This is a genomic window from Pseudomonas sp. 20P_3.2_Bac5, assembly GCF_025466035.1.
GTDB lineage: Bacteria > Pseudomonadota > Gammaproteobacteria > Pseudomonadales > Pseudomonadaceae > Aquipseudomonas.
On record NZ_JANLOA010000102.1, the window covers coordinates 24,619 to 39,068 of the forward strand.

Annotated in this window: 2 protein-coding genes; both read right to left on the reverse strand. The window is 66.0% G+C overall.

The features are described from left to right. Positions 1 to 10,947 (reverse strand): non-ribosomal peptide synthetase, encoded by a 10,947-nt coding sequence (locus NTD88_RS18590; RefSeq protein WP_262155756.1) that lies wholly within the window; start codon positions 10,945 to 10,947, stop codon positions 1 to 3. Next, on the reverse strand, positions 10,944 to 14,333 hold the full coding sequence (locus NTD88_RS18595) for an amino acid adenylation domain-containing protein (protein WP_262155758.1): 3,390 nt from the start codon (positions 14,331 to 14,333) through the stop codon (positions 10,944 to 10,946). Before NTD88_RS18595 ends, NTD88_RS18590 begins: the two co-directional genes overlap by 4 nt. Positions 14,334 to 14,450: the final 117 nt, after the last annotated feature.

The following is a 14,450-nucleotide window of genomic DNA, read 5'->3' on the forward strand; positions in this document are numbered from 1 at the left end:
TCAGGCTCCTGCCATTTCGTTCATCATTTTTTCGATATCGGACAAGCCGTCTTCGGTCAGCGACAGACCGGTGCTCTCGAATGCCTGGATAAAATCGTTCAATTGCGGTTTCTCGAAAATGAGGCGCAGCGGTACATCGATACCGAGGCCGGAATGGATTCTTGAAATTAGCTGTGCCGCCAGCAACGAATGCCCGCCCAGCTCGAAGAAGTCGTCGGTCAGCCCCACGCGCTCGACGTTCAGCACCTCAGCCCAGAGCGCGGCCAGTTGCTGCTCAAGCTCGCTGACCGGCGCCACGTAGACGTTGAGCAACGGGCTGGCATCGGGCTTGGGCAGGGCCTTGCGGTCCAGCTTGCCGTTTGGGGTCTGCGGCATTTTTTCCAGCCACACCAGGTGGCTCGGCACCATGTAGTCCGGCAGGCCCGCCTTGAGATGGGTCTTGAGTTCGCTGCGCAGCCCGGTGCTGTCTTCGTCACCGATCAGGTAGGCCGCCAACTGCTTGTGGCCGCTGACCTCGATATCGATCACCACCGCTTCGTGTACGGCCGGGTGCTCCAGCAGCCGTGCCTCGATCTCGCCCAGTTCGATACGGAAACCGCGAATCTTCACTTGATGGTCGAGGCGACCGGCGTACTCGATCACGCCGTCGGCGTGGTAACGCGCCAGGTCACCAGTGCGGTACAGGCGGCCGCCATTGCTGGAGAACGGATCAGGAATAAAACGCTCCGCGGTCAGCGATGGACGCTGGTGATAACCACGGGCCAGGCCGTCGCCGCCGATCAGCAACTCGCCACGGGCGCCTACCGGGAGCACGTCGATATCGTCGCTGATGATATGCAGCGTGGTGTTGGCCAGCGGTTTGCCCAGCCACACGTCGTCGCTTTCGGTGAGGTAATGGCGCGCCGACCAGATGGTGGTTTCGGTCGGGCCATAGACGTTCCACACATGCCCGGCCTGCTCGATCAGGCGCTGGGCCAGTTCCGCACTTAGCGCTTCGCCGCCGCAAAGGAGGGTCTTGCCGGCCAGTGCGCCAGCCGGTGCCGCGTCGAGGATCATTCGCCAGCTCGAAGGCGTGGCCTGGATCACCGTCACGTTCTGCCTGGTGATCACGTTCAGCAGGGCTTGCGGGTCCTTGTTCTGGTGGGTGTTCAGCAGCACCACCGCGGCGCCGCGAATCAGCGGCAGGTACAGCTCAAGACCGGCGATATCGAAGGACAGCGAGGTCAGTTGCAGGACCCGGTCTTCGCCCGTCATGCCCGGTTTCTCACCCATGCTGCACAGGAAGTTGACCAACGCCTGATGGTGAATGGTCACGCCTTTGGGCAAACCGGTGGAACCGGAGGTGTAGATGGCGTAGGCCAGATTGTCCGGGCCAGCGAGCACCGGCAGGTTGTCCTGGCCGTAGCCGTCCAGCCAGTCGCCCTCCTGGTCCAGGCACAGGTTGGCGATGCCGGCCGGAACCGGCAGTTGCGCCAGCAGCGAGGACTGGGTCAGCAGCAGTTTCAGGCCGCTGTCCTCCATCATGTAGGCCAGGCGATCCCGCGGGAAATCCGGGTCCAGCGGCACATAGGCGCCACCGGCCTTGAGGATCGCCAGCAGGCCAACGACCATCTCCAGCGAGCGCTCCAACGCCACGCCCACCAGCACGTCCGGGCCCACGCCCAGCTCGCGCAGCTTGTGGGCCAGTTCATTGGCCCGCTGGTTCAGTTGTGCATAAGTCAGCGATGCGTCACCGAGCACCAGCGCGGTGGCGTCTGGCGTCGCCAGTACCTGGGCCTCGAACAGCGCCGGCAGGCACTGCTCACGGGGATACTCAGCCTCGCTGCGGTTCCACTCGACGAGAATCTGCTGGCGCTCGGCGGCATCCAGCAACGGCAAGGCCGTCACCCGCTGACCGGCATCGGCGCAGATGCCTTGCAGCAGGTTGCGCCAGTGTCCGGCCAGACGCTCGATGGTCGCCGCGTCGAACAGCGCCGTGGCGTAGCTCAGCTCGGCAAACAGACCACGGGCATGCTCGGAGGTGTTCAGGGTCAGGTCGAACTGCGCGGCGTGGCTGTCCGACTCCAGCCCTTCGACGGTCAGGCCAGGCAGCTCGCGGCCCGCGCCCTTGACCTCGGTCTGGTGGTTGAACATCACCTGGAACAGCGGGCTGTGGCTGAGGCTGCGCTGCGGCTGCAACGCTTCCACCAACTGCTCGAACGGCAACTCCTGATGGGCCTGGGCCTGCAACGCGGTCTGTTTGACCTGTTGCAGCAGTTGCGTGAAGGTCTCGCCCGCGGCGAATTCGGCCTTGAGCACTTGGGTGTTGACGAAGAAGCCGATCAGCCCCTCGGTCTCGGCCCGGGTGCGGTTGGCAATCGGCACGCCGACGCGGATATCGGCCTGGCCGCTGTGACGGTGCAACAGGGTCTGGAACGACGCCAGCAACAGCATGAACAAGGTCACGCCCTGCTGCCGCGCCACCTGCTTGAGGTTCTCCACCAGCACGCCGTCCAGCGCGATGGCGCAGCGCGCGCCCGCCAGTTGCTGGATCGCCGGACGTGGACGGTCCATCGGCAGTTCCAGCACCGGCTGCTCGCCACCCAGTTGGGCGGTCCAGTAGTCCAATTGCCGGGCCTTCTCGCCGGCTTCCATCCAGGTGCGTTGCCACAGGGCGTAGTCGGCGTACTGGATCGGCAAGGCGCCGAGCGGGGTTTCCCGACCCTGGCTGAAGCCTTCGTACAGGCGCACCAGTTCATCGACCATGATCGGCATCGACCAGCCATCGGAGACGATATGGTGCTGGGTCAGCACCAGCACATGCTCGTGCTCGCCCAGGTGCAGCAACTTGACCCGCAGCAGCGGCCCCTGTTGCAGATCGAACGGCCGCTGCACTTCCTGCTCGACACAGGCGCGCAGGGTTTCACCCGCGGCCAGTTGCTCCACCGCCAGCACGAACGGCGCTGCCGGATGCACCACCTGCACCGCCTGCTCGCCGTCCTGGCGGAAGGTGGTGCGCAGGGTTTCGTGGCGGGCGATCAGGGCGGCGAAGCTCGACTCCAGCGCCTCGATATCCAGCGAGCCCTTCAGGCGCAAGGCGACAGGAATGTTGTAGGCGGCGCTGTCCGGCTCCAGTTGCCAGAGGAACCACTGGCGTTGCTGGGCGTAGGACAGCAGCAGCGGCTGGTCGCGATCAGCGTGGATAAACGCGGGGGCGCTGTTGGCGGCGCCCTGCCCGGCTGCCGCAGCGAACGCGGCCAGGTCCTCGGCCTCGAACAGCGCGCGCAGCGACAGCTCCAGCCCCAGTTGCTGACGCACCCGCGACACCACCTGGGTCGCCAGCAGCGAGTGACCGCCCAGGGCGAAGAAGTTGTCGGTGAGGCCGACCTTTTCCACTTTCAGCACCTCGACCCAGATCGCCGCCAGTTGCTGTTCCAGTTCGCTGACCGGCGCGACATAGTCGCCTTGCAGCAGCGCCGCGTCCGGCTTCGGCAAGGCCTTGCGGTCCAGCTTGCCGTTGGCGGTCAGTGGCATGGCGTCGAGCACGATCAGGTGCGTCGGCACCATGTAGTCCGGCAGGTTGGCTTTCAGGTGCGCCTTCAGGGTTTCGCGCAGTTCGTGCTGATCCTGTTCCAGCGCGCTTGGCACCAGATACGCCGCCAGTTGCTGCCCGCTCGGGCCCTCCACCGCCAGCACGATCACCTCGCGCACCGCCGCATGTTCTTGCAGGCGCGCTTCGATTTCGCCCAGCTCGATACGGAACCCGCGAATCTTCACCTGGTGGTCGATGCGCCCGGCGTATTCGATCACGTCCTCGGCGCGGTAACGCGCCAGGTCGCCGGTGCGGTACAGGCGGCTGCCGTCCTTGGCGAACGGGTTCGGCACGAAGCGCTCGGCAGTCAGCGCCGCGCGGTTGTGGTAACCACGGGCCAGGCCGGCGTGGCCGACGTGCAACTCACCGCTGACGCCCAGGGCCACCGGGTTGAAATCGGTGTCCAGCACATGCCACGACAGGTCCGGGATGGCCACGCCAATTGGGCTGACATCGGCCTGCAACAGGTCGGTTTTGCTGATCGGGCGATAGGTCACGTGCACCGTGGTTTCGGTGATGCCGTACATGTTGATCAGTTGCGGCTTCTGGTCGCCGAAGCGCTCGAACCAGGGCTGCAAGCTGCCGATATCCAGCGCTTCGCCGCCAAATACCACATAACGCAGCGCCAGTTCGGCGGACGACTCACAGGCCACCCGCGCCAGTTGCTTGAACGCCGATGGCGTCTGGTTCAGCACGGTGACGTTTTCGGAAACCAGCAACTGGTGGAAGTCTTCCGGCGAACGGGTCACTTCACGCGGCACCACCACCAGACGACCGCCGTACATCAGCGCACCGAAAATCTCCCAGACCGAGAAGTCAAAAGCGTAGGAGTGGAACAGGGTCCAGACGTCCTGATCGTCAAAGGCGAACCACTCATCGGTGGCCTTGAACAAGCGCAGCACGTTGTGGTGCGGCAGCAAGGTGCCCTTCGGTTTTCCGGTCGAACCCGAGGTGTAGATCACGTAGGCCAGGTTGTCCGGCGAGGTGAGGTTGAGCGGATTTTCGCTGCTGTAGCCGTCCAGCGACTCATCCAGGCGCAACGATTGCACGCCCGCCGGCACCGGCAGGTTCGACAGCAGATGAGACTGGGCCAACAGCAGCTTGATGCCGCTGTCTTCCATCATGTAACTCAGCCGGTCCTGCGGATAATCCGGGTCCAGCGGCACATAGGCGCCACCGGCCTTGAGAATCGCCAGCACGCCGACCAGCATCTCGAACCCGCGCTCGACGGACAGCCCGACCAGCACATCCGGCCCCACGCCCTGCTCGCGCAGTTTATGCGCAAGCTGGTTGGCCCGGGCATTGAGCGCCGCGTAGGTCAGTTGCTCGCCGCCGAAACTCAGCGCCACGGCGTCCGGCACGCGGGCCGCCTGCGCTTCGATCATCTGATGAACGCACTGCTCGCTCGGATAACGCGCCACATCCTGCTGCCAGCCACTTGGCAGGGCCAGTTCGCCCAGCGGCGCGGCGGCATCGACGATCAACGCGCCCAGCAGATGATTGAAATGCGCCGCCAGTTGCGCCACCGCCTGCTCGCCGAAGTGGCGGCGGTCGTGGCTGAAGCGCAGCGACAGGCGCTCACCGGTGTTGACCACCAGGGTCAGCGGGTAATGAGTCTGCTCCTGGCTGTGCACATCGCCGAACACCAGCCCGTCTGGCGCGGCCTGTTGCAGCGCCTCCGACACCGGGTAGTTCTCGAACACCAGGATCGAGTCGAACAGCGCTTCGCCCGCCCAGCCGGCCCAGCGTTGCACTTCGTACAGCGGCGTGTGCTCGAACTCGCGCAGGGCGAGGTTCTGGCCCTGCACCTGTTGCACCCAGTCGGCGACGCGCTGCTCGGAACGCGGGCTGCCCACCACCGGCAAGGTGTTGATGAACAGGCCAAGCTGTTCTTCCACACCCGCAAGCTCAGCCGGACGCCCGGCCACGGTGGCGCCGAAGGTCACGCTGGACTGACCGGTGTAGCGTTGCAGCAGCAACAGCCACGCGGCCTGCACCAGGGTGTTCAGCGTGACCCGCTGATCGCGGGCGAATTCGCCGAGGCGACCGGACAAGTCCGCGTCGAGGTCTTCCAGGTACTCGCCGTAGCCCTCGCCATCGGCGGCGCCCTTGAAGGCCTGGGCCAGCCGCGTCGGCTCGTTCAGGTCGGCCAGTTGCTCCCGCCAGAAACGCTGGCCGGCCGCCGCATCCTGGCCTTGCAGCCAGCGAATGTAGTCGCGGTAGCGGCTGCCCTGACGCGAAATCGGCGCGCCGGCATAGCGTTGCAGCACTTCGCCGAGCATCCGCGAACTGCTCCAGCCATCCATCAGGATGTGGTGGCTGGTGTAGATCAGTTGATGACGGTTGTCGCCGGTGCGGACCAGCGCCAGCCGCAGCAGCGGGCCCTCGGCCAGTTCGAAACCGTGGTCGCGCTCGGCGCGGGCCCAGTCGTCGATCCAGGTGTCGCGGTCGGCCTGTTCGCGGGCGTCGATTTCGACGAACGCCAGCTCCACCTCGCGCTGCACCACTTGCAAAGGCTGGTCGCCCTCGGTGACGAAAACACTGCGCAGCACTTCGTGGTGGTCCAGCAGCGCCTGCCAGGCCGCGCGCAGACGTGCGGCATCCAAGCCCTCGACGTCCACCCGCAACTGGTTGATGTAGTTGCCGGCCTCTTTCGCGTAGAGGCTGTGGAACAGCATGCCCTGCTGCATTGGCGACAGCGGGTAGATGTCCTCGATACCGGCGGCGGGCACCGGCAGGCGATCAAGTTGCGCCTGGCTCAGGGTCGCCAGCGGGAAGTCCGAGGGTGTGACGCCCTGGTTGCCCGCGACGCAATGCTCGATCAACGCGGTCAGGGTCCGCTCGTAGTCGCGGGCCAGGGCTTCGATGGTGGCGGGCTGGAACATTTCGCGGCTGAACGCCCATTCCAGGCGCAACTGGCCGTCATAGACCTGGCCATTGATGCTCAGCCAGTTGCCCAGCGGGCCCTCCGGGCACAGCGGCTGGCCGCCGTTTTCGCTGGCCGGCACGAACAGCGCGCCGTGCTGGCGATCGAAGCTGGCGTCGAACTGGCCCAGGTAGTTGAAGGTCACCCGCGCTTGCGGCAGGGCCGCCAGTTCATGGGCGAAATCGACATCGCCGAGGTAACGCAGCAGGCCAAAGCCGATGCCCTTGGCCGGCACGCCGCGCAGTTGTTCCTTGATCGCGCAGATCGAAGCGGCGGCGCTGGTCGCGGGCGTCAGGCGGACCGGGAACAGGCTGCTGAACCAACCCACGGTGCGGCTCAGGTCGACGTCCTCGAAGAGGTCTTCGCGGCCATGGCCTTCCAACTGGATCAGCACCGACGGCTGCTGGCTCCACTGGCACAGCACCTGGGCCAGGGCGGTCAGCAGCAGGTCGTTGACCTGGGTGCGGTAGGCCGCCGGGGCGACCTTGAGCAGTTGCGCGGTCAGTTCCGCGCTCAGGTGCGACGCGGCATGGGCGGCGTCGGCAATCCGCGGATTGGCCTGGGCGTTGTCACGCGGCAGCGCGTCTTCGGCGCCGGCCAGGGTGGCGCGCCAGTAATCACGCTCGGCTTCCAGCGTCGGGCTGGCGGCATAGCCATGCAGTTTTTCCGCCCAGGCCTTGAGCGACGTGCTCTTGGCCGGCAGGCCCGGCGCGCGGCCGGCGGCGATGGCGCCGTAGGCCTGTTGCAGGTCTTCCAGCAACACGCGCCAGGACACCCCGTCCACCACCAGGTGATGGATCACCAACAGCAGGCGCTGTTCGCCGGCCGGCAGCTTGACCAGCAAGGCCCGCAGCAACGGGCCGTTTTTCAGGTCGAGGCTGCGCTGGGCTTCATCGGCCAATGCTTCGATGCCGGTGGCATCGTCCAGCTCGCGGGTCCACAGCAGTTCGGCGCTGTTGAGCGGCGCGAACACCGCCTGCCAGCCGGCGTACTGCCGGGCGAAATTCAGGCGCAGCGCGTCGTGCTGTTCGACCAGCGCCAACAGCGCCGCCTGCAGGTGCGCGGCGTCGAGCGGCTGGGTCGGGGTGAGCAGCACCGACTGGTTCCAGTGCTGGCGCGCGGGAATGTCCAGTTCGAAGAAGCGCGCCTGAATCGGCAGCAGCGGCAGGTTGCCGCTGATCTGCTCGACCACTGCGGCGACCGCCTTTTTCTCGATCAGCTTGGCCACCGAGGCCAGTTGGCCGATGGTCTGTTTTTCGAACAGTTGCTTGGGGCTGAGCTTGAGGCCCTGGCGCTTGGCCCGGGCGATGATTTGCAGGCTGAGAATCGAGTCACCGCCCAGCTCGAAGAAGTTGTCGGTGCTGCCGACCTGTTCCAGCTTGAGCACGTCGCACCAGATGGCCGCGAGTTTTTCCTCGATCTCGCCTTGCGGGGCGACATAGCGCTGCTTGACCGCGCCCGGCTTGGGCAGGGCCTTGCGGTCGAGCTTGCCGTTGGCGGTCAGCGGCAATTGCTCCAGCAAGACGATCTGCGCCGGCACCATGTACTCCGGCAGGCGCTCGGCCAGTTGCTCGCGCAGGGCCTCGGCCTGCTCGCCGCTGGCCACGCACCAGGCCAGCAGTTGCAGGCGCGACTCGTCGCCGTCCTGCGGCTCGGCCAGCACCACCGCCTGAGCCACCGCCGGCAAGGCTTGCAGGACGCGCGCAACTTCCGCCGGCTCGACGCGGTAACCGCGAATCTTCACCTGATCGTCGGCACGGCCAATGAATTCCAGTTGCCCCTGGTGGTTGAACCGAACCCGGTCGCCGCTGCGGTACAGCCGCGCCCCCGCCGGGCCATGGGGATCGGGAATGAAACGTTCGGCGGTCAGCGCCGGCTGGCCGAGGTAACCCAGGGCCACGCTGTCACCGCCGATATATAACTCGCCCGGCACCCGCGGCGCCACGCCGTTGAGCACGTCATCCAGGACCCGCACGCAGGCGCCCGGCAGCGGCGTGCCGACCGGCACCACCTGGGGCAGCGGATCTTCCGCGCCGACTTCATGGGTCAGCACGCCGACCGTGGTTTCGCTGGGGCCGTAGTGGTTGATGAAACGGCACTGCGGACGCAGGCGTCGAACCTGTTCCAGCAGCCCCGCCGGGCAGGCTTCGCCGCCGACGATCAGGGCATGACGCGGCAGCACGTCGGCGGCGCGGGATGCCTGCAACAGCGCGGCGAGGTGGCCGGGGACAATCTTCAGCACGCCAACCTGATGGGTCGCCATGTAGTCGGCGAACGCATCCGGGTCGAAGCCCAGCGCTTCCGGCAGCACATGCAGGGTGCGACCGGCGCACAACGCGCCGAACAGCACGGTGTGGCCGAGGTCGGCGGCGATGGTGGAGGCCAGCGCCATGCTCGCTTCCGGCGCCAGTTCCAGGCGCGCGAGCAGGCCGCGCACATAGCTGGCCAGAGCACCGTGGCTGACCAGCACGCCCTTGGGCAGGCCGGTGGAGCCGGAGGTGTGGATCACGTAGGCCGGGGCCTCAGCGTCGACGTTCAGTGCCGGCGCGGTGGCCGGCTGCGCCTGCCAGGCCAGCGGGTCGTAGGCCAGCGCGGCGCAACCATCGACCTTCAGCGAGGTCAGCCGCGCATCGCCCGCGGCGCACAGCAGCACCCGCGCACGGGCGCGTTCGAGCATCTGTTGCAGGCGCGCCTCCGGTGCCTTGGCGTCCAGCGGCATGTACACCGCGCCGACCTTGAGGGTCGCCAGCAAGGCGGTCAGCCATTCCAGCGAGCGCTCCATCAGCAGCGCCACCGGTTGGCCCGGACTGACGCCCAGCGCCAACAAGTGCTGGGCCAGACGGTTGGCGGCTTCGTCCAGTTCGCGGTAGCTCAGGCTTTCACTCAGGCAGCGCGCGGCCAGGGCATCGGGCCGCTGCGCGACATGACGGTTCCACTGTTCCAGCACCAGCGGCGAGGCGGCCAGCGGTGCCTGCGCTTGCGGCTGCGGCAGGGCGCCGAGGCTGAGCAGCGGCGCCCGTGGCGCGTCCAGCAGTTCATCGAACAGCGCCAGCAGCGACGGGATGAACGCTTCCACGGTGCCGCGCTGGTAGAGGTCGCTGGCGTAGGTCAGGTCGCCGTGGATCAGCGTGCCGTCGTCGGTGATGTCCAGCGCCAGGTCGAAGTGCGCGCCCTCGCGGTGCAGCGGGTACTCGCTGACGTCCAGGCCCGGCAACTTCAGCGACAGCTCCTGCTTGAGCACCACGTTCTGATTGAACTTGGCCTGGAACAGCGGGTTGTGGCCGAGGCTGCGCTCCGGCGCCAGACGGTCCACCAATTGCTCGAACGGCACGTCCTGATGCGCTTGGGCGTCGAACGAGGTTTCGCGAATCTGGCCGAGCAGATCGAGGTAGCTCAGGCGCTCGTCGATCTGGCAACGCAGCACCTGGGTGTTGATGAAGAAGCCGATCAGGCCCTCGGTCTCCGCGCGGCCACGGTTGGCGTTGGGCACGCCGATACGGATATCGCGCTGCCCGGACTGGCGCGAAAGGAACAGCGAAAAACCCGCCAGCACCAGCATGAACAGGCTCATGCCCTGGCCACGGGCGAAGGCGTTCAGGCGCTGCGAGCGCTCCACGCCGAAATCGAACGCGAGGCGCTCGCCACGGAAGCTCTGGCTCGGCGGCCGCGGGAAATCCTGCGCGGCCTCCAGCAGCGGCTGCTCGTCACCCAACTGGCGCTGCCAGTAATCCAGTTGCCGCTCGCCCTCCCCGGCCTCCAGCCAACTGCGTTGCCAGATGGCGTAGTCGGCGTATTGCAGCGGCAGCGCCGGCAGGTTGGGCTCGCTGCCCTGGCTGTACGCCTGATAGCTCTGGGCGAACTCCTTGACCATCACGTCCATCGACCAGCCGTCGGAAACGATGTGGTGCATGCTCACCACCAGCACGAAGTCCTCGGCGCCGAGCTGGAACAGGTTGGCGCGCAGCAGCGGCCCGTCGATCAGGTCGAAGGGCCGCGCCGTGGCCGCGCCGACCTGGCGGACCAGTTCGGCATCGCGCTGGTCGGCGGCGACGGCGCGCAGGTCGCTGCGTTCCACAGTCATCGACAACGACGGCAGGATCACCTGGCACGGCTGCTCGCCATCGCTGCGGAACACCGTGCGCAGCACTTCGTGACGCTGCAGCAGCAGGTCGAAAGCGCGTTGCAGGGCACGGTCATCGAGCTGCCCGCGCAAGCGCAGGCCGGTGGTCATCTTGTAGGCGTCGCTGGACGGGTCGAGCTGCCAGAGGAACAGCAGGCGTTGCTGGGCATAGGACAGCGGGATCAGCGCGACGTCATGGCGGCTTTCCACGATCGGCAGCAGGCTGAAATCCTTGCCGTCCTGGCGAAGCTTGGCGAGGAACTGGCGGCGCTGGTCGAGGGACATACCGACAAAACGTTTGGCGATACGTGCAGTTGTGGTCCCGCTCATGCTCCTACTTCCTCCAGAGAATCCATGAACTGGTCCATATCGTCCCAGTCATCGTCAGTCGTGGTCGTCGTCAGCGCCGCCACTTCGGCGGCCAGCTCGCTCAGCAGCGGCTTTTCGAACAGCGTGCGCAGCGGCAGGCTGACGCTCAGGTGTTTCTTGATCCGCGCGATCATCTGCGCGGCCAGCAGCGAATGGCCGCCCAGTTCGAAGAAGTTGTCGCTCAGGCCGACGCGCTCGATTTTCAGCACTTCGGCCCAGATGGCCGCCAGTTGTTGCTCAAGCTCAGTGACCGGCGCGACATAGGCGGTTTGCGACAGGGTGGTGTCCGGTTTCGGCAGTGCCTTGCGGTCGAGCTTGCCGTTCGGCGTCAACGGCATGGCCGCCAGCAGCACGAAGTGGGTTGGCACCATGTAGTCCGGCAGGCTGGCTTTCAGTGCGGTTTTCAGGTCTTCACGCAGCGCCTCGGCATCGCTCGCCACTTTCGTAGTCACGTAGGCCGCAAGCTGCTTGCCCTGCGGGCCGTCGATATCCAGCACCACCGCTTCGCGGATCGCCGGATGCTCTTGCAGGCGGGTTTCGATTTCGCCCAGTTCGATACGGTAGCCACGGATCTTCACTTGATGGTCGGCGCGGCCGACGTATTCGAGGACACCATCGGCGCGGCGGCGTGCCAGGTCACCGGTGCGGTACAAACGCTCGCCCGGCGCGCCGAACGGGTTCGGGACGAACACCGGGGTGGTGCGGCGCGGGTCGGCGACATAGCCGCGACCGACGCCAGTACCCGCCACGCACAACTCGCCGACGGCACCCAGCGGCACCAGCTCCAGCGCGTCGTCCAGCAGGTAGATCAGGTTGTTGTCGGTCGGCGTGCCGATCGGCAGGTAGGTGCTTTGCGTGGAATCCAGATCGACGCGGAAGAACGCCACGTCGTCCGAGCATTCGGCCGGGCCATAGGCGTTGACGAGGCCGATCTGTGGATAACGCAGTAGCCATTGCTTCGCCAGTTCAGGCGGCATGGCTTCGCCGGTCGGCAGCATCCAGCGCAGGCCGTCGAGGCTTACGCGCTCTTCGGCCAGCAAGCCCTGAATCAACGACGGCACGCTTTCCAGCACGCTGATGCCTTGCGCTTGAACGTGAGCCAACAGCGCCTGCGGATCGCGGGCGATATCGTTCGGCACGATATCCACGCGGGCCCCGAACAGCGGCGCGGCGAGGAACTGCCAGACGGAAATATCGAAGCTCTGCGAGGCGGTCTGGGCGATCACATCGGCGTCGCTCAAATCGAGGTACGGCACCTTGCTCAACTGGTTGTTGAGCATGCCGCGCTGCTCGACCATCACGCCTTTCGGCAGGCCGGTGGAGCCGGAGGTGAAGATCACGTAGGCGAGGTTGTCCGGGGCGCTGTAGCGGCCCGGGTTATCCACAGACACCCCGCTCTGCTGGACCTGTTCCCAGACCAGCAGGTGCACCGGGCTGTCCAGACCGGCCAACAATTCATGCGCCTGCGCCTCGCACGCGGCGCTGCACACCAGCACCGGTGCGCCGCTCTGGGCGATCACGCCAGTCAGGCGCTGGTTCGGCAAGGCCGGGTCCAGCGGCAGGTAGCCGGCGCCGGCCTTGAAGCTGCCGACGATCATGCCCAGCAGGTCCGGGCCGCGCTCGGCCAGCAAAGCAATCGGTTGATCGAAGCCAGCGCCCGCCGCAATCAGCGCATGGCCCAGGCGGTTGGCGGCGGCGTTCAGTTCGGCGTAGCTGCCCTGACGCTCAAGGCACGAGACGGCGATGCGCTCCGGATGCGCGGCGACCTGCTCTTCGAACAGCGCCACATAACTACGCTCCAGCGGGTACTCATGAGCGCTCTGATTGCAGCCCTGCACCAGAAACTCACGCTCGGTCTCGCCCAGCAACGGCAGTTGATCAATCCGCGCCAGCGGGTTGGCACAGATGCCCGATAGCAGGTTGCGCCAATGCTCGGCCATACGCAGCACGGTGGACTTGTCGAACACATCGGTGGCGTAGGTAAAGGACGCCTTCAGGTGCTCGCCTTCACCACTGGTTTCCAGCATCAGGTCGCTGCCCGCAGCTTGTGGCCGCTCATTCGCCGCCTGTTGTTCAGCGGGCAGGTCGGCAACGGTGAGACCGCAAGCCAATTGCCGATCCTTGGCATCGGTGACCAGCGGCCGATGGTTGAACATGACCTGGTACAGCGGATTGCGATTCTGCAGGCGAGGCACCTGCAAGCCATCAACCACCGCATCGAACGGCAATTCCTGATGCGCCTGCGCCCCCAGCGCGGTTTGCCGCACGGCTTGGAGCAAGGCATCGAAACGGGTGTCGGCGCAGACTTCGGTGCGCAGAACTTGGGTGTTGACGAAAAAGCCGATCAAACCCTCGGTTTCACTGCGCGTGCGGTTGGCGATCAGTCCACCCACGCGGATATCGGTCTGCCCGCTGTAGCGATGCAGCAGCGCCTTGAACGACGCCAGCAGCACCACGAACAAGGTCACCCCCTGCTGCTGGGCCAAACGCTGCAGGCCCTTGAGCAGGTCACGCTCGAGGAGGATTTCCAGGCACTTGCCCTGTTGCGTCGGCAACGCTGGGTGGGGCCGGTCCATAGGCAACTCCAGCACCGGATGCTCCTGGCCCAGGTGCGTGCGCCAGTAGTCCAGTTGCCGATCCTGCTCGCCCGCTTCCAGCCAGTAGCGTTGCCACAGCGCGTAGTCGCGGTACTGCACCGGCAGCGGCTCAAGCTGAGCGGAGGTGCCGGTAACCAGCGCGTCATAGTGGCGCATGCACTCATCGATCAGCACGCCCATCGACCAACCGTCGGTGATGATGTGGTGCAACGTCAGCAGCAACACGTGCTGCTGCGCTTGCGTACGCAACACGCGAATGCGAAACAGCGGCCCCTGCTCCAGGTCGAACGGCGCCAGCGACTGGCTGGCCATTTCCTCGCGGGCGACCGCCCAGCGTTCGGTCTCGGGCAAGGCGCTCAGGTCGCGAAAACCAATCGTCACAGGTGCGGGCGCAGCCACTCGCTGAACGGCCTGCTCGCCTTCCTGAGCGAAAGTGGTACGCAGGCTCTCGTGACGCTCCACCAGCAAACCGAAGGCACGCTCCAGCGCCTGAAGCTCGAAGGGCCCGTTCAGGCATACGGAAACCGGCAAGTTGTAGGCGGGACTGCTGGCATCGAACTGCCAGAGAAACCACATGCGCTGCTGGGCGTAGGAAAGACCCTCGCGCTCGGCGAGGCCCTCACAGGACGGTATCGGAAACAGGGCGAAGTCCACTTCTTCCCGGCGCAGCGCGTCAAGGAACAGGCTGCGTTTGTCGGCAGGCAACTCGACGAAACGGCGGGCGAGTTTCTGGGCTTGTTCGGCATTCATGGGGTGTGTCCTTGCTGATCGGCGTGACCATGGGTGGGTCGTATCAACAAGAACGAATAGGAATGGAAATATTTAGCAAGGAATGAAGGTGTGGGGACCAAGGGAGCCCTTCGCGGG